Source organism: Kitasatospora sp. NPDC101155, from assembly GCF_044768305.1.
In the GTDB taxonomy this organism is placed as follows: domain Bacteria; phylum Actinomycetota; class Actinomycetes; order Streptomycetales; family Streptomycetaceae; genus Kitasatospora.
In genome coordinates this window covers 49834-65510 of the sequence record NZ_JBIWPN010000025.1, presented here as the reverse complement: position 1 = coordinate 65510, position 15677 = coordinate 49834, and the positions used below count along the sequence as shown (strand labels likewise).

Below are 15677 nucleotides of genomic sequence, written 5' to 3'. Positions count from 1 at the left end.
CCTTTCGGTGCCGTGGTGGTCCCCTCCCGGGGCGCACAGGCCCCAGGCCCACCATGGCACGACCCCCGGGGCCACGCGCCCCGGAGGGCGCCGGTCCCGGGGGTCGTCCCCGCGCTGTCCGGTGGTGGCGGTCAGCCGCCGCTGCCGTAGGTGGTGTTCGCACAGATGTCGTCGTCGGCCGAGCGGGCGTCGTTGGTGACGGTGGTCGGCAGCGGCTGCGGGGCCGTCGGGGTGCCGGGGGTGGTGCCCGCGGCGGGTGTGCCGGCCCCCATGCCGGTGGTCGCCGCGAAGTCCTGGCCGACGATCACCGAGATGCCCCGCGCGCTGCTGGGTTCCAGGCTGGCGCCCGGGAACAGCGCGGCGACCTTCTCGGCGTTCGCCTTCTGGCTGGAGCTGTACTCGATCGTGGTGGTCTTCTGCTTGGTGCTCGCCGCCTGGCCCGCCGTGCTGGCGGTGAACTTGGCGGCCTTCAGCTGGTCGGTCGCCTTGCCGGCCAGGCCGTTGACGGTCGTCCCGTTGTAGACCGCCACCTTGACCGCGGAGTTGGTGGCGTCCCCGGCCGGGGCGGGCGGGGTGCTGGGCGCGGCCTGCGACGGCGCGGCATTCGTGCTGGCGGGGGCGTCCGGCTGCTGGCCGGTGGCGTTCTGGCCGTCGATGGTCTGGTCGGCCTTGAGGGTCTCCCAGAGCTTGTTGGCGTCCGGCTGGACCAGGTCGATGTTGGCGTCCTGGGTACGGTAGCGCCAGGGCGCGGTGACGAACTTGAGGTCGTGCATGTCGATGTTCTTCAGCGACAGGCCGAAGGAGAGCAGCTTGTCCGCGGAGTCCAGCCCCGGGTCGACGGTCAGCGACTTGGTCGCCGCGTCGGCCAGCGGCAGCAGGTTGGTGGGGCTCAGCCCCTCCTTCTTCATCTTGGTGGCGAGCGAGCTCATGAAGGCCTGCTGGCGCTTCATCCGGCCGATGTCGGAGCCGTCGCCGATGCCGTGCCGCAGGCGCACGTAGTCGAGCGCCTTCTGGCCGTCCACGGTCTGCTTGCCCTGCGGCAGGACGAGGTCGCCCTTCTTGTGCAGGTTGGGGTTGATGTCGCCCTCGTAGATCGGCTTCGGCAGGCATATGTCCACGCCGTTGACGGCCTTGGTCATCGCGGCGAAGCCGTTGAAGTCGACCACCATGGTGTGGTCGACCCGGATGCCGGTGACCTTCTCCACGGTGTTCTGGGTGCAGGCCGGGTTGCCGCTGTCGCTGCCGCCGACCGAGAAGGCGGCGTTGAACAGGTCGTTGCCGCCCTTGGTCCACTTGCCGTTGGGCAGCTTGCACGACGGGATCGGGACGATCGTGTTGCGCGGGATCGAGATGCCCACGGCGTGCTTGTGGTCGGCGTAGACGTGCAGCAGGATCGTGGTGTCCGAGCGGGCGCCGCCGTCCTCGCCGCCGCCGAGGTCGGAGTTGTTGCCACCCCGGCTGTCGGAGCCGATCAGCAGCACGTTGACCGGCTTGTTGCCGTCCGCGTCGGCCTTGGCCTCCGGCGGGCGGTCGGTGGATATCGCGTCCGCGTCGAAGGACTTGATGTTGGCGTTGAGCTTGAAGTAGATCGCGCCGCCGGTGCCCGCGATCAGCACCAGCACGCCCGCCGCCGACCAGGCGACGATCTTCTTCACGTTCTTCTTGGGCTTGGCATTCTTGCGCGCCGCCGCCCGGCCACCGCCCGCGGCCCCGGAACCGCCGCCGCCCTTGCTCTGCGCGGCGCGGCGGGCCTCCGCCCGGCCGCCGCTGCGCGGCCCGGGCACGGAGCCCGAAGCGCCTTCCGTCGTGGGCACGTCCTCGCCCCGAGCCGGGCTCTCGCCCTTCCGACCTGACATGCGCGTACCTTTCACCGACGGAAGCGACGCCCCGGACGATCTGGCGCACCGCACACAGAAGAGACGGACGAGGCCCCTCCCAGGTTGTACGTACGAAGGTCGGTACAGACCGACCATCGCGGCTTCCGATCATATTGAGAGCGAAGACGATCACAGCCCTCAGGTACACCTACAATCCCTGACACCACGCGACAGTTTGCTGACATACCACCTGAAAACGCCTGATTCGGACGGGCCCGCACCGCCTGGAAGACGGCAGGGGGTCTCACCGTCGGACCGGGCCTCGCTCGGGGCCCGCACGGGCGGATCGGCCGCCGGGTCGCCCGTCACGGGGTGGCGGGGGTGCTCGGTTCATCGGTGGCGAACGCGGCCGAAGTGAATCGCCGTCACATTGCCACGTGTCGAGACGCCTGACGGACAGTCCGGACCTCTCCAGCAGGCCCCTGGGCCCGCCCCGGCCGGAACGGCCGGGCGCCCTGGCGCGCCTTGACACCGCCGACCAAGTGTCGGCGGGCATCCGTCCGGCATGACATCCGCCATGGCCCGCGAGGTGCCGGAGCCGCGGCGGCCGCCTTTCGGTCAGGCGCGCGCGATCTGACGGAGTTTTTGACAAGTCCGACAACAACTGCCACGATCCTCACCATGGCACGCCCGCGGAAGTTCGACACCGAGGCCGCGATCGACGCGGCCATGAACACCTTCTGGACCAAGGGGTACACCGCGACCTCGACCGACGACCTGGCCGAGAGCACCGGCATGCTGCGCGGCAGCCTGTACAACGCCTTCGGCGGCAAGCGGCAGCTGTTCGAGCTGGCACTGCGCCGCTACCGGGAGGGTGGCGCGGGCGGCGACCGCGCCATGTCGGACGACCAGCCGCCACTGGAGCGCATCCGGCAGTTGCTGCGCACCGGGGTGGACCGGACCGCGACCGACCACCGGGGCTGCCTCGCGGTCAACACCGTCACCGAACTGGCGCTGCGCGAGCCGGAGCTGGCCGAACTGGCGCGCCAGGCCTTCGTCCCGCTGGAGGCCCGGCTGACGGCGGCGGTCGAGGACGGCCGGCTCCGCGGCGAGATCCGCTCGGACCGCCCCGCCCGCGTGCTGGCCCGCCAGGTGATGGCCGCCTTCCACGGACTGCTGCTGCAGGCCAAGGCCGGCTTCGAGTCCGAGTCGCTGCACGCGACCATCGACGCCGTCGTCGACGACCTGCGCTCCTGACCCTCCCCGCCGGGCGACCCCCGGCGCTTTTTCCGCCCGAATTTTTGGCACTTCCACCAATAACAGCCCGCACCGGAGGTCGCACCCGATGTCCATCCTGTCCCGCCCGCTCCGCCCACCCCTGCTGCCCGTCATCCTGGCGGCCTTCTTCATGTACGGCTTCGACGGCAACGTTGTGAACGTCGCCCTGCCCGCCATCCGCGGCGGCCTCGGCGCCGGCCAGGCCGCGCTGGAACTGGTCGTCGCCGGCTACGTGTTCAGCTACGCCACCGGGCTCGTCCTCGGCGGACGACTCGGCGACATCCTCGGCCACCGGCGGATGTTCCTGTCCGGGATGGCCGCCTTCACCCTGGCCTCCGTCCTGTGCGGACTGGCCCAGTCCCCCACCCAGCTGGTGCTCGCCCGGCTGTTCCAGGGCCTCACCGCCGCCGCCATGGTGCCCCAGGTGCTCGCCCTGATCACCACCGCCGTCCCCGCCGAGGGCCGGCCGCGCGCCCTGGCCTGGTTCGGCGTGACCGGCGGACTCAGCGGTGTCTGCGGCCAGCTGCTGGGCGGCGTCCTGCTCGACGGCGACCTCCTCGGCCTCGGCTGGCGCGCGGTCTTCCTGGTCAACCTGCCGGTCGGGCTGATCGTCCTCGCCGTCGCCGCCACCGTCCTGCCGCGCACCACCGCCGGCCGCCGCCCCGCCCTGGACGGCATCGGCGTGCTCGCGATCTCCGGCTCGCTGGCCCTGGCGCTCGTCCCGCTCGTCCTCGGCCGGGAGGCCGGCTGGCCGCTCTGGGCCTGGGCGATGCTCGCCGCCGCCGTGCCCGCCTTCCTGGCCGCGCTGCGCTGGGAACGCCGCCTCGCCGGCCGCGGCGGGCAGCCGCTGCTCGACCCGGAGCTGTTCCGCGGCCGGGTCTTCCGGACCGGGCTGGCCGTCAACGCCGCCTTCATGGCCTTCTTCGCCGGGTTCGTCTTCGTGATCAGCCTCACCGTGCAGACCGGCTTCGGCTACAGCCCGCTGCGCTCCGGACTGGTCTTCACCCCCATGGCCGTCCTCGCCATGGTCGCCTCCCTGACCGGCAAGCGTCTGATCCCCCGCTACGGGCTCCGCGTCCCCGTCGTCGGCGGGGCGGTCACCGCCCTGAGCCTGCTGCTGACCGCACTCGCCCTGCAGACCGACGGGGAACGGCACGCCCTCCCCTGGCTGCTGAGCACCATGGGCCTGATGGGCATCGGCAACGGCCTCGTCCTCCCGTCCCTGATCGGCGCCCCGATGGCCGGCATCGCCCCCGAACGCGCCGGCACCGCCTCCGGCACCCTCTCCACCACCCAGCAGTTCGCCGCCGTCACCGGCGTCGCGACCATCGGCGGCACCTACTTCGCGGTCCTCGACCACCACACCCACGTCACCGCCGCGGCCGCCGCCACCTGGCTCGCCCTCGCCGCCGTCCTCGTCATGATCGCCCTCACCCTCCGCCTCTCCCGCGCCACCAAGGCCCCGACCCCCGCCCCGGTCCCGTCTCCCCAGGGGGCGACGCCCGCGACCGCAGGTCGGGGCGCCCCCGTCGAGCGGGTCCCGGCGCTCGGCGCCTCCGTCCACCCGGACCCGGCTCCGGAGGTGTGACGGCCTCAGGGCCTGTGGGACCGCGGCCGGATGCACCATGATCCGGCAGCGGCAAGTGGCTGCCGCGGCGCCTGCTGGCGGCGGATCCCGAGCGCGGCGCCGCACTGCTCGACGCCTACGCCCGGCTGGGCACTTCGCAGGAACCCGCGCCGCTGGTCGAGGCCGCCTCGGCGATTCTGGACCTCGTCGGCGGCCCGCTCCGCGAGGGATGCCGCCGGGCCTGGCAGGGCGTCATCGAGTCCGTCGGCGTCGGCCGCTGAGCGCGACGCCCGACTGACCGGAGGTCCGCCGGAACGACCTCCATCGCGCGGGCCACCAGGGGCTCGAACCCTGAACCCGCGGATCGGACGATCGATCCTGAGCACGGTGCGGCCGGCTCGAACGGGCTGCCTGCTGTTGTTTCCGCAGCTCGGCGTACTGCTGCGGCTGAGTGACAAGGGTGCGGCTCCCCGAGGATGTTCACGATGTGACGAGTCGAGCCCTCTTAACTTCTTCTGATACCCGACTGTGTCGCCCTGCGGGCGGTTGCCCGCGTCCGCCACCCATGGAGGTCATCGGATGAATCTTCGGCCCTGGGTTGCAGCATCGCTGGCGGGTGCGGCCATCGTCCTCGCGTCCGCGCCTGCAGGCGTCGCCGCGCCGGCGTCCACACGGCACGAGTCCGGCTCCCGGTGGCCCCAGGACGAGGACGGGGAAGGGCGAGAGGAAGGGGGCGGGGAAGGGGGAAGACGTGGGGAATGGGGTGGGGGCGGGGAATGGGGCGGGGGCGGGGACGGGCACCCCTATCGCTACAGTCCCTGGCGCCACTGCTTCAGCGCCCGCCGCGTCGTGCTCATCGACAAAACCCTCAGGGCGATTCTGACCAACAGCCGGCGTGGGCCGGAGGCTCTCGTTCTCCAGGGGAGCTCCTCGTCCTCGTCCTCGTCGTCGTCGCCGGAGGCACCGTGGGACAACTTTTCCGTTTCCACGTACTTGGACGTGGATTATCCCACCAACACCAGCGGCCAGTATGAGTTTCAGATTCGCGGCTTTTTCAGGGAGCACCCGGTCTTCGTGGTGAAGGCCTTCGGCCGCCACGAGCGAGCCTTCCCCTTCGCAGCCGCCCGCTGCGTCGACGACTACTACGACGACGACCACCGCCACCACGACGGTGACCGGGGTGACCAGGATCGTCAGCACGATGGTGCGGCTGCCGACGGGGGTGGCCCGTCCGCCGCCCCGTCGCCCCAGGAGTCCGGCTCGCCGTCACCCACTCTCGGCTCCGGAGGCACCAGCCTTCCTCTTCCGCCCGATGATGCGGCTGTCGGCAGGAACGTCGGTCGTCTGAGCGCGAAGCGCCTCGGGATCGCGACCGGCGGCTTGCTGATGGTTCTGGGAGCACTGGCCACGGCCTGGCTCCGCCGACGCCGCCGGCAGCGTGCCACTCGGCCGGCACAGGGACCGGCAGCACCTTCGACCCCTGACGTCACATCACCTCAGGAGCCCGAGGTGCCGCCGACCCAGCCGTAGCGATGGCGAACGGCCGGCCTCCCGGCGGAACCGGTCAGGAGGGGCTGCTGCTCGCGGTGGAGTCCGCCGTGGCCGAGGGGCTCGGGCGGGGGTCGTGGGGGCAGATCCAGTTGGGATTCTTGATCCCGAAGCTCAGACCCCACTCCCTGTCACAGCCGCCCCAGTACGCTCCCACCCAGCCGCAGTAGGGGCCGCCGTAGCTGTAACAGGGGCGCGCCGATTCCTGCGGGCCCGGATTCGTGGAGAGCGGCCAGGACGATTCGGCGTTGCTCAGCGACGTGCCGGAGACGCCGACCATGCGGACCCGCGTGGCATCGGAGCCGTGGGGCGTCCGGTCCATGAGGAGGAGGGGCAGGCCGAAGGCCGAGACGGAAGCCGCCACCGTCGCAGCAGCGAGAGCGCCACGGGTCAGGCGCATGACTGTTCCTCCTGGCTTTGTGGTCTGTGGCAGGTGTGGACGAACTCTGCGCACGAGCGCCGCCGCCGAGAGCGCCGGAGTTGAAGGTATGGTCTGGAAAACTCCCCGGCAGCCAGCGAACCGCCAATCAGGCGGCCTTGCTCCGGTTCTTCACTCGAAGGGTCTCGTCTCCTTGAGACGCTGCGGCGGTCGGCGAGACCGTCGGGCCTACTTCGGGCTCACCCGCACCCGGGAAGACGGAAGCGCCCTGCCCGGCAAAGCCGGGTCAGGGCGCTGAGTCGCAGGTCCGCGGAGGTGAGAACGCCGCCGGGAAGAGTGGGCCACCAGGGGCTCGAACCCTGAACCTACGGATTAAAAGTCCGCAGCTCTGCCAATTGAGCTAGTGGCCCGCGGCCCTTTGCCCCGGCTGGATCCCGGAGGTCCCGGGTGGGGAGGGCCACGGCGATCCTACCCGGTGGGGCCCAGGGCTCCGCCAGTGGATTGGGTGGACGCGCCGGGTTCCCGGGGCGGGGCTTGAGGCGGGGTGTAGTGGGCGGCGCGGACGCGGCGGAGCCAGGCTTCGGCGGGGCGCGGATCGGGGGCGTCGGGCAGGACGCCGGGGCGGGCGAGGCGTTCGGCGGCGTCGGCGAGCAGGGATTCGGCGGTATCCGGGCGGTCGGCGATGCGTTCGCCGAGGTCACGGACGTGCTCGGGGTCGGGCAGCCGAATCAGGTGCCGGCCGGTCTCGTGCAGCCGGACGGCCTGTTCGACCAGCCGGACCAGGTGCCGGGCGTGCTTGGCGGCCCGGCGCCGGGTGACCGGGTCCCCGGTGTCGCGGGTCAGCAGCTTGCGGAACTGCTGGTCGGCGTAACCGAGATAGGCCTTGCGGACGGCCGGCCTGCTGAGGAACGTCGAGCGGATCCCGACCAGTTCGCGACCGAGCGGGGTCACGGTCTCGTACAGGTCCTCCGGCAGCCAGACGAGTTCGGAGGCGGTCGGATTGCAGGACAGCGCCAGGCGGCACCACTTGGCCGCCTCGTGCAGGGTGACGTCCGGCGCGGTGGTGACGTGCGACTCGGCCGGGCGGTGCAGGCCGTGCAACTCCTCGGTGGGGGTGGCGAACAGGCCCAGCCGGTCGACGTCCGAGCCGGCGTGGGCGAAGCCGTACGCGGTGGAGCCGACGATGCCGGACAGCAGGACGGTGCCGGGTGTGGCGGACACGGACGGACTCCTCTCGAACGGACGGGCGACTACCGCACCCGCTCCGGAATCCTCTCCGGAACGGGCCGCGCCGGGCGAGCGATTTCCGGTCCGGGGTCCGCCCGGCCGCCGATACTGGCCCCATGGAGCACGATCCCCACCGGCAAGCCGTCGACGTCGAGAAGCTGCGGGCCTGGTGGTCGCACCGGCAGTGGCTGGACCGCCCGCGCACCGGGGCGTCCGCCGCCGAGGTGCTGGCCGCCACCGGCTGGGCCCGCTCGGTGGGCGGCGCGGCCCCGTACCTGGGCCTGTTCGCCCGGGCCGGGCTCGGCCGGGCGGCGGTGGACGCGGCGGTGGCCGCCCTGGAGGTGCACGAGCTGCCGTCCGCGCGCGGCTGTGCGTACGTGCTGCCGGCCGCCGACTTCGCGCTCGGCCTGGCGGCCGGCGCGGCCGCCCCGGCAGGTGAACTGGCCGCGGCCCAGAAGCACCTGGGAGTCGCCGGGGGCGAGGTCGAGCAACTCTGCCTGGCCGTCGAACGGGTGCTGGCCGCGGACCGGCCGCTGGACCCGGCCACGATCCGGGAGGCGGTCGGCGACGCCGTCCGCCCGCTCGGCGAGGCGGGCCGCAAGCGCGGGCTGGCGACCACCCTGCCGCTCGCCCTCGGGCTGCTGCAGTCGCGCGGGCGGATCCGCCGGGTGCCGGTCAACGGCCGTCTGGACCAGCAGCGTTACGGCTACGTCTGCTGGGACCAGCCGGTCCGCGGCGACGCCGTCGACCTCGCCCGCCGCTACTTCTCCTGGGCCGGCCCGGCCACCCTCAAGCACTTCCGCTGGTTCTCCGGCTTCACCGCCGCCACCGCCAGACGGGCCGTCGCCGAGGCCGGACTGGTCCCGCTCGCACCCGGCTCCGAGTTCCTGCTGCCGCCCGAACTCGCCGAGGAGTTCGCCGGGTTCGAGGTGCCGAAGGATCCGCACTACACCCTGCTGGCCGGCATCGACGGCATCCACCTGCTGCACCGCGACCTGCCCCGGCTGCTCGACCCCGCCGACGCGGCCCGCCCGCTGCCGGCCGGAAAGGCCGGGCGCACCTTCGGCGGTGAGGCCGACCCGCAGACCCACCTGGTGCTCGACCGCGGCCGGATCGTCGGCCTGTGGGAGTACGACACCGAGCGCGCCGAGATCGTCCACCAGCTGTTCGTCCCGCCCGACGACGCGCTGCGCGCGGCGGTGGCCCGGACCGAGGCCTTCGTCCGGGACGAGCTCGGCGACGCCCGCGGCTTCAGCCTGGACTCGCCGAAGAGCCGCGCTCCGAAGATCGCGGCACTGCGGGCGACGACGGGTGTCCCCGGCCGAACCGCCGGGTAGCGTACCGATCATGTCGACCACCACCACCGACGAGGTCCTGATCGTCACCGGCGCCGGCCGCGGCATCGGCGCCGCCACCGCCCTGCTGGCCGCCCGCCGCGGCTACCGGGTCTGCGTCAACTACCGTACGGACGAGGCCTCGGCGGCCGCCGTGGTGGACGCGATCCGGGCCGAGGGCGGCACCGCCCTCGCCGTCCGGGCCGACGTCACCCGCACCGCCGAGGTGGAGCGGCTGTTCACCACCGTGGACACCGAACTCGGTGAGCTCACCGGGCTGGTGAACAACGCGGGCACGCTGGAGAAGCAGTGCCGGCTGGAGGACATCGACGAGGACCGGCTGAACCGGATCTGGGCCGCCAACATCACCGGCCCGTTCCTGTGCGCCGCCCAGGCCGTCCGCCGGATGTCCACCCGATACGGCGGGCGCGGCGGCGCGATCGTCAACGTCGGCTCGGCCGCCTCCCGGATCGGCTCGCCGAACGAGTACGTCGACTACGCGGCCGCCAAGGGCGCGGTGGACTCGATGACCCGCGGGCTGGCACTGGAGGTCGCCGCCGAGGGCATCCGGGTCAACTGCGTCCGCCCGGGCCTGATCCACACCGACATCCACGCGCTCGGCGGCGAGCCCGGGCGGGTCGAGCGGGTCGCGCCGAACCTGCCCATGCGGCGCGGCGGGCAGCCGGAGGAGGTCGCCGAGGCGATCCTGTTCCTGCTCTCCCCGGCCGCCTCGTACACCACGGGGGCGTTCCTGGAGGTCGCCGGGGGCCGCTGAGGCCCCCGCCGGCCAGGCCGGCTCGGCGGTTCCCGGGGCGCGGGGCTTCAGCGGACGGCCCTCTCCGGTTTCCTTCCGCCGATCCGCCCTCGCCCGTACGGTGGAGGCCATGACCGACGCCTTCATCGACATCCCCGGTGTGCGCAACTTCCGTGACGCGGGCGGAATCGGCACCCTCCGCCGGGGTGTGCTGTACCGCTCCGGGTCCTTCCACACGCTCACCGAGGAGGGCGCCCAGAAGCTCAAGGACCTCGGCCTGCGCACGGTGATCGACCTGCGCAGCCCGTTCGAGCTGGAGGTCTGGCCGGACCAGCGGCACGGCCTCGACCACGAGACCCTCAGCCTGCCGACCCTGCCCGCCAACCGCGAGGACGTGGACCGGCCCTGGCCCGAGAGCCAGGCCGACCTCTACACCTTCATGCCCGAGACCGCCGGCCCCTCGCTCGCCGCGCTCATCCGGCACCTGACCGACCCGGCGGCGCTGCCGGTGCTCGTGCACTGCGCGGTCGGCAAGGACCGCACCGGGCTCACCATCGCCGTCCTGCAGTCCCTGCTGGGCGCCTCCGACGCCGACATCACCGCCGACTTCCTGCTGTCCAACCTCGGCCTCGGCCTGGACCAGGGCCCCGTCCCGTACGTCGACGAGACCGGCTCCGAGCGGCTCTCACGCCCGGTCAGCGCCGAGCACATCGCCTCCTCCCTCGGCTGGATCCGCACCCACCACGGCACCGTCCCGGCCTACCTCCACGCCCACGGCGTCACCGAGGCCGAGCTGAACGCCCTGCGCGCCAACCTCTCGGTCTGACCACAGAGCGCTCCCGACCGCACAGGGCGCGTTCCTACCGACGCTCGAAGCGCCACCACTGGGTCGGCGCGTCGACGTCCTCCCACTGCTGGACGCCCGCGTCCGGCTCCGCCGGGGCGGTCAGCGGCTTGCCGCTGATGAAGCTGGTGACGGTGTACGTCCCCGGCGCGTCGACGTGGGCCTCCAGCAGCCACTCCTGGGCGCCGAAGGCGTTGGCGGACCACAGCTGGATCGGGACGCCGTCGTCCGGGGAGGCGCCGGTGACGTCCAGGCGCTTGCCGCCGGCGGCGTTCTCGATGTGGAACAGCGCGCCGCCCGGGTGCACGGCGGTGAGCTGCCAGAGCTGGGCGTCGGAGCCGTCCTCCGCGCCCACGCGGACGCGGGCGCCGCTGCGCCGGGAGCCCTCGGCGACCTCCAGCAGCAGGCCGCTGCCGACGTTGCGGATCCGGTAGCGGCCGTCGGTGATCGCGGGGTCGGCCGCGCCGTCACTCGCGCTGTCACTCGCGCTGTCAGTCGCTCGGTCAGTCATGTCCGAAGTCTCCCACCGGGCGCCGACAGGCGGACTCGTACCCGAATACAGCGGCCAGCACCGCCGCCACGGCGCCCACCTGGTCCAGCGCCGAGGCCGCGGTGCCCAGCGGGACGGTCGCCAGGACCGCGGCGGCGCCGATCAGCCGGGGCAGGTGGGGGCGCAGGCCGAAGAAGCGCCGCACGGCGGTGTTCACCACCAGGTACAGCGTGACGCCCCCGGCCAGCGCGAGGGCCTGCGGGAGGGTGATCGCCGCGTCGGGGTGGGCGACCGCCGACTTCACCCCGGCGGCAAACAGCAGCACGCCGAGCAGCAGCCCGAAGTGGCCGAGGTAGTAGACGGTGACCGCGGCCCGGTTGCGCTCGGCGGAGGGCAGCGCGGCCATGTGGTGCTCGGCGCGCGCGTCGTCGTCGTGCCCGAAGTACGCCCACCAGAGCCCGACGCAGACGGTCAGGCTGAGCAGCGCGACCGCGATCAGCGCGGGTCCGAACCCGGTCGTCCCGGCGCCGGCCCCGACGGCGATCACCGACTCGCCGAAGGCGATGATCACGATCAGCCCGTGACGCTCTACGAAGTGGTCAGAGCGCAGCCGGAACTCGGGCAGCCGGTCCACCTTCGGGGTGACGAACTGCATCGCGAAGGCCGCCACCCAGAAACCGAGTTGGACCGTCCCGGTGAGGTAGCCGCCGACCACCACCAGCGCGGTGACGACCAGGTTGGACGCGCCCATCCGCAGCACCGCGACGGGCGTCACCCCGGCGGCGATGAACATCCCGGTGTGCAGGGCGACCACCAGCAGGTACGCCCAGCCGAAGGCGGCACCGCCGCCCTCGAAGGCGTGCGGCACGGACAGCGCGATCACCAGGAAGGCGCCCATCGCGAGCATCAGCAGCCCGCGCTGCCCGTGGGTGCGCGGCGGCATCGCGTTGGTCAGCCAAATAAAGGCGTCGTACATCCACCAGATCACCCCGAGCATCACTAGCACCTGGGCGAAGCCCTCCAGGGTGAGGTGGTGGACCAGGCTGCCGGTGAGCTGGGTGACGGTGAAGACGAAGACGAGGTCCAGGAAGAGTTCCAGCGGCGCCACCTTCAGGGCGGGCTCGGAGAGCTCCTCGGGACCCCGGGCATCAGAAGCATCAGGGGAAGCAGGGGAAACAGGGGACGCGGTCACCGCGCGAGTATCCGTCACCGAACCTGAGCCCGGGGGCGTTTCCGGCGGACGGGCTCCGCCGCCTATGCTGCGGCGAATGTCCATCGAGCAGAACCCCGAGCGGAACCCGCAGCAGAACCCCGGACAGAGCCCCGAACAGACTCATGGTCAGTTCCCCCCGCAGCGTCAGCAGCCCACCCTCCTCGACGCGGTGGCCGAGCTGGAGGCGGTGGTCGCGGCCGGGGACGACGAGCGCCTCGGCCCGGCCCTGGGCCTGGTCGGCGGGCTGTTCGGCCCCGCCGAGCCGGCCGAGCGGCAGGCGGCCGGACCCCGGCTGGCCGCGCTGCTGCCGGACGCCCCACCGTTCCCCCGGGCCCACCTGGCCATGATCACGGGCGCCTGCGTGGAGTACGGCGCCGACCCGGTGGCCTGCTCCGGCCCGGTGCTGGCCGGCCTGCGCGGGGCGCTGACCGGCGCGCAGCGGCTGGTCGAGCGCTGGGCGCAGACGGGTGGCGGCCCGCTGCCCGACTGGGAGGAGGACGATCCGGCCGAGGCGCACGCCCGGATCGAGGACCCGGCGCACCTCGACGAGTGGAACGCGCACCTGGCCGTGGTCGCCTGGTGGACGCTGCACCTGTGGCAGCAGGCCGCCTGGGCGGTCTACGCGCACGCGCCGGTCCGGGCCGAGGCCCGCGCCTCGGGCGTCACGGCCGTACTGCTGGAGCTGGCGGGCCGGTACGAGGGCGGGCAGCACGACCTCAAGGGTCTGGCCCACCTGGCGCAGGTGCTCGACGACGAGCCGCTGCTGGTGCTCGACCGCCCCACCGGCACCGGCTACCTGCTGCGGATGAGCGGCCTGAGCGACACCTTCCAGTTGCACACCCTGCTCGCCGACCTGCTGATCGGCGGCGGCCACCTGCCCGGCACCCCGCAGGACCCGGAGGTGGTGGCGCTGGCCCGGACCGAGTTCCTGGACGGCCGCCGGCTGATCGCGACCGGCGCCTTCAACCTGGTCGCGCCGGACGGCTCCTGGCTCTGGAACGAGGGGACGCCCGACGACATCCCGGTGCTGGACGGGGTGCGCACCCTGGTACTGGAGCCGCTGCCGTACGAGCGCACCTGGTCGGCCGGGCGGTTCATCCAGGAGATCCCGGGCGACCTGCGGCTGGAGCGGGTGCTGGACCCGGTGGAAACGGCGCCGCTGCTGGCCCGGATGGTGCCGGGGATATCGGTGGTGGGGGCCTTCGGGTAGAGGCCCCGGCCGGCCGTCGCGTTCGCCGGGTTAGGGTCGGAAGTCGACGCAGCCCCTCCGGCCGCGGCCGTGACGAGTGACGAGTGGAGTCGACGATGGCGAAGGTCCCGAACGTGCTCTCGGCCGCCGCGCCCGCGGCGCTGACCGCGGCGAGCGGTCTGGTCGGCGGTTACGGCGTCGCCCGCTGGAGCGGGCGGCGCGAACTGGGCGGCGCGGTGCTGGCGGTGGCCGGCGCCGGGGCGGCCGCGCAGTGGCGCCGGAGCGCGGGCACGGCCACCGCGGCGGCGCTGACCGGCCTGTACGTGGCGGCCTTCGGCGGCTCGCACCCGCTGGCGAAGCGGATCGGCGCCTGGCCGTCCGTCTTCGCGGTCACCGGTGTGGTCGCGGCCGCCTCCACGGCCGCGACGGTGCTGGCCGCCCGCAAGCGGTAGCCGGCCCCCGTCTACCGGACCGCCGCGCCGAACCGGGCCTCGAAGGCCGCCCGGTTCGCCGAGACCGGTGAGCGGTCCCAGACCGCGAACACCACCTGCTCGAAGGCGGCCCCGTACCGGGCCAGCGCGCCCTCGAAGGCCTCGGCGACCTCGGCCGGGTCGTTGCGGAACACCCCGCAGCCCCAGGCGCCGAGCACCAGGGCGCGGACCTCGTGCCGGGCCGCCGCCGCGAGCACCCGGACGGCCCGCTCGGCGAGCACCCCGCGGACGTCCGTACCGGGCGAACGCCGTTCCAGCTGACCGGCGTTGGGCGCGGGCGAGGTCAGGAAGGTGACCGGGTACGGCCGGGCCAGCAGGGCCCCGCGCCCGTCCCTGATCACCGGGACGTCCGGCGAGACGATCACCCGGTGGCTGTACCGCAGGTCGGTCGAGGCCCGGTGCGCCTCGTAGTAGTCGGGCGCCTCCAGCAGGCAGGAGTACAGCAGCGCGCTGCGGCACAGGTCCTCCTCCTGGGCACGGGCGCCGCGCAGGTAACCGCCGCCGGGGTTGCGCGCGGAGGCGAAGTTCAGCACCCCGACCGGCCCGGCACCGGCCGCGACCAGCCGCCGGGCGGCCTCGATGCTCCCCTCGGCCGTCACCTCGATCCGCCCGGCGGCCGGACCCGGCCCGGGCTCCCCGGAAGCCGACAACTCGTCCAGCGCGCGCGGCGCGTACGAAACCGTGCCGGCCTTCGCCGCCGTCAACTGCTCTCCCACCGGCACGAGTTCGCCGCCGGCCGTCCGGTAGCTCCCCCGCTCGGCGATCTCCTCGTTCACCCGCGCCATGTCATGCAGTCTGCTGCTCATGTCCGTGACGCTACGGGACTACCGCCGTGCCGCGCCACAGGTTATTCTCACTTCCAGAACAACACCTCGGGGGCGTGCACACGGAGGTGTCGGGGGGGTGTCGGGGGAACGCGAAGGGCCCGCTCCGGGGGACGGAGCGGGCCCTTCGTGTGATCGGTCGGTCAGTCAGTCCGGCCGGCGGTCTACCACCGGCCGTACGACGTCAGTTCTTCCAGCGCGGCTTGCGGTCGTCGCGGCCACCGCCGAAGCCACCGCGGTCGCGGTCGAAGCCGCCACGGTCACGGTTGAAGCCACCGCGGTCGGCCTGCGGACGGCCGCCGGAGCGGTGGTCGTCGCGGCGCGAGAACGGACGGCTGCTGCCGGCGCGCTCGTCACGGTCCCGGCCGAAGGACGGGCGGTCGCCGAAGGACGGGCGGTCGCCGAAGGAGCGGGCCGGACGGTCGCCGAAGGAGCGGCCGCCGCGGTCGTCACGGTCACGGTTGAAGCCACCGGAACGACGCTCGTCACGGTCGAAGCCACCGGAGCGGCGCTCGTCGCGGTCACGGCCGCCGCCGAAGCCACCGGAACGACGGTCGTCACGGTCACGGTTGAAGCCACCGGAACGACGCTCGTCACGGTCGAAGCCACCGGAGCGACGGTCGTCACGGTCACGGCCGCCGCCGAAGCCACCGGAACGACGGTCGTCACGGTCACGGTTGAAGCCACCGGAACGACGCTCGTCACGGTCGAAGCCACCGGAG

At 73.2% G+C, this 15677-nt stretch carries 15 protein-coding genes and 1 tRNA gene; 9 read left to right on the top strand and 7 right to left on the bottom strand.

All coding sequences use genetic code 11. The features are described 5' to 3' along the window. Positions 1-131 precede the first annotated feature (131 nt). Complete coding sequence (locus ACIRYZ_RS30060; RefSeq protein WP_402950154.1) at positions 132-1856, bottom strand: LCP family protein; 1725 nt, start codon at positions 1854-1856, stop codon at positions 132-134. Positions 1857-2498: 642 nt separating this feature from the next. Here ACIRYZ_RS30060 and ACIRYZ_RS30055 point away from each other — a divergent pair. The 3 genes from ACIRYZ_RS30055 (at position 2499) to ACIRYZ_RS30045 (ending at position 6192) form a co-directional block, all read left to right on the top strand. Then, a complete protein-coding gene (locus tag ACIRYZ_RS30055) occupies positions 2499-3074 on the top strand; it encodes a TetR/AcrR family transcriptional regulator (protein ID WP_402950151.1) in 576 nt (191 codons plus the stop codon). 88 nt (positions 3075-3162) lie between these two features. Further along, positions 3163-4683, top strand: coding sequence for an MFS transporter (locus tag ACIRYZ_RS30050; protein ID WP_402950148.1), 1521 nt, complete (start codon positions 3163-3165; stop codon positions 4681-4683). Between the two features lie 828 nt (positions 4684-5511). Beyond that, complete coding sequence (locus ACIRYZ_RS30045) at positions 5512-6192, top strand: hypothetical protein (RefSeq protein WP_402950145.1); 681 nt, start codon at positions 5512-5514, stop codon at positions 6190-6192. Positions 6193-6226: 34 nt separating this feature from the next. Here ACIRYZ_RS30045 and ACIRYZ_RS30040 read toward each other — a convergent pair whose 3' ends face one another. The 3 genes from ACIRYZ_RS30040 to ACIRYZ_RS30030 form a co-directional block, all read right to left on the bottom strand. Further along, positions 6227-6610, bottom strand: a complete 384-nt coding sequence (locus ACIRYZ_RS30040) for a hypothetical protein (RefSeq protein WP_402950142.1) — start codon at positions 6608-6610, stop codon at positions 6227-6229. A gap of 316 nt (positions 6611-6926) precedes the next feature. Beyond that, positions 6927-6999, bottom strand: a tRNA-Lys gene (locus ACIRYZ_RS30035). A gap of 58 nt (positions 7000-7057) precedes the next feature. Then, on the bottom strand, positions 7058-7810 hold the full coding sequence (locus tag ACIRYZ_RS30030) for a DNA polymerase beta superfamily protein (protein WP_402950139.1): 753 nt from the start codon (positions 7808-7810) through the stop codon (positions 7058-7060). 122 nt (positions 7811-7932) lie between these two features. Here ACIRYZ_RS30030 and ACIRYZ_RS30025 point away from each other — a divergent pair, with 122 nt between their 5' ends. The 3 genes from ACIRYZ_RS30025 (at position 7933) to ACIRYZ_RS30015 (ending at position 10730) form a co-directional block, all read left to right on the top strand. Next, positions 7933-9153 carry a DNA glycosylase AlkZ-like family protein gene (locus ACIRYZ_RS30025; RefSeq protein ID WP_402950136.1) on the top strand — a complete coding sequence of 407 codons (1221 nt, stop codon included), beginning with the start codon at positions 7933-7935 and terminating at the stop codon, positions 9151-9153. A 10-nt stretch (positions 9154-9163) separates the two neighbouring features. Continuing rightward, entirely contained in the window at positions 9164-9925 is a 762-nt protein-coding gene (locus ACIRYZ_RS30020; RefSeq protein WP_393034889.1) for an SDR family oxidoreductase, read from the top strand. Between the two features lie 109 nt (positions 9926-10034). Beyond that, positions 10035-10730: a tyrosine-protein phosphatase gene (locus ACIRYZ_RS30015; RefSeq protein ID WP_402950132.1), complete on the top strand. Its 696-nt coding sequence runs from the start codon at positions 10035-10037 to the stop codon at positions 10728-10730. Between the two features lie 34 nt (positions 10731-10764). On the opposite strand, the gene ACIRYZ_RS30010 is transcribed toward ACIRYZ_RS30015, so the two are convergent. Together ACIRYZ_RS30010 and ACIRYZ_RS30005 are read right to left on the bottom strand one after the other, a co-directional pair. Then, on the bottom strand, positions 10765-11259 hold the full coding sequence (locus ACIRYZ_RS30010; RefSeq protein ID WP_402950129.1) for an RICIN domain-containing protein: 495 nt from the start codon (positions 11257-11259) through the stop codon (positions 10765-10767). Next, complete coding sequence (locus ACIRYZ_RS30005) at positions 11252-12430, bottom strand: low temperature requirement protein A (protein WP_402950126.1); 1179 nt, start codon at positions 12428-12430, stop codon at positions 11252-11254. The genes ACIRYZ_RS30010 and ACIRYZ_RS30005 overlap by 8 nt, the downstream gene beginning before the upstream one ends. Before the next feature lie 76 nt (positions 12431-12506). On the opposite strand from ACIRYZ_RS30005, the gene ACIRYZ_RS30000 reads away from it, so the two are divergent. After that, positions 12507-13661, top strand: coding sequence for a hypothetical protein (locus tag ACIRYZ_RS30000; RefSeq protein ID WP_402950123.1), 1155 nt, complete (start codon positions 12507-12509; stop codon positions 13659-13661). A 95-nt stretch (positions 13662-13756) separates the two neighbouring features. Next, complete coding sequence (locus tag ACIRYZ_RS29995) at positions 13757-14092, top strand: hypothetical protein (RefSeq protein WP_380609057.1); 336 nt, start codon at positions 13757-13759, stop codon at positions 14090-14092. An 11-nt stretch (positions 14093-14103) separates the two neighbouring features. Here ACIRYZ_RS29995 and ACIRYZ_RS29990 read toward each other — a convergent pair whose 3' ends face one another. After that, positions 14104-14937: a TIGR02452 family protein gene (locus ACIRYZ_RS29990; RefSeq protein ID WP_402950121.1), complete on the bottom strand. Its 834-nt coding sequence runs from the start codon at positions 14935-14937 to the stop codon at positions 14104-14106. 97 nt (positions 14938-15034) lie between these two features. On the opposite strand from ACIRYZ_RS29990, the gene ACIRYZ_RS29985 reads away from it, so the two are divergent. Continuing rightward, the coding region (locus ACIRYZ_RS29985) for a hypothetical protein (protein ID WP_402950118.1) at positions 15035-15677 on the top strand (643 nt) is incomplete at its 3' end.

What these genes read in the sequence shown, in the direction of transcription:
- ACIRYZ_RS30060 (WP_402950154.1), bottom strand. Translation starts at nt 1,856, where the DNA reads ATGTCAGGTCGGAAGGGCGAGAGCCCGGCTCGGGGCGAGGACGTGCCC.
- ACIRYZ_RS30055 (WP_402950151.1), top strand. Translation starts at nt 2,499, where the DNA reads ATGGCACGCCCGCGGAAGTTCGACACCGAGGCCGCGATCGACGCGGCC.
- ACIRYZ_RS30050 (WP_402950148.1), top strand. Translation starts at nt 3,163, where the DNA reads ATGTCCATCCTGTCCCGCCCGCTCCGCCCACCCCTGCTGCCCGTCATC.
- ACIRYZ_RS30040 (WP_402950142.1), bottom strand. Translation starts at nt 6,610, where the DNA reads ATGCGCCTGACCCGTGGCGCTCTCGCTGCTGCGACGGTGGCGGCTTCC.
- ACIRYZ_RS30025 (WP_402950136.1), top strand. Translation starts at nt 7,933, where the DNA reads ATGGAGCACGATCCCCACCGGCAAGCCGTCGACGTCGAGAAGCTGCGG.
- ACIRYZ_RS30020 (WP_393034889.1), top strand. Translation starts at nt 9,164, where the DNA reads ATGTCGACCACCACCACCGACGAGGTCCTGATCGTCACCGGCGCCGGC.
- ACIRYZ_RS30015 (WP_402950132.1), top strand. Translation starts at nt 10,035, where the DNA reads ATGACCGACGCCTTCATCGACATCCCCGGTGTGCGCAACTTCCGTGAC.
- ACIRYZ_RS30010 (WP_402950129.1), bottom strand. Translation starts at nt 11,259, where the DNA reads ATGACTGACCGAGCGACTGACAGCGCGAGTGACAGCGCGAGTGACGGC.
- ACIRYZ_RS30000 (WP_402950123.1), top strand. Translation starts at nt 12,507, where the DNA reads ATGTCCATCGAGCAGAACCCCGAGCGGAACCCGCAGCAGAACCCCGGA.
- ACIRYZ_RS29995 (WP_380609057.1), top strand. Translation starts at nt 13,757, where the DNA reads ATGGCGAAGGTCCCGAACGTGCTCTCGGCCGCCGCGCCCGCGGCGCTG.
- ACIRYZ_RS29990 (WP_402950121.1), bottom strand. Translation starts at nt 14,937, where the DNA reads ATGAGCAGCAGACTGCATGACATGGCGCGGGTGAACGAGGAGATCGCC.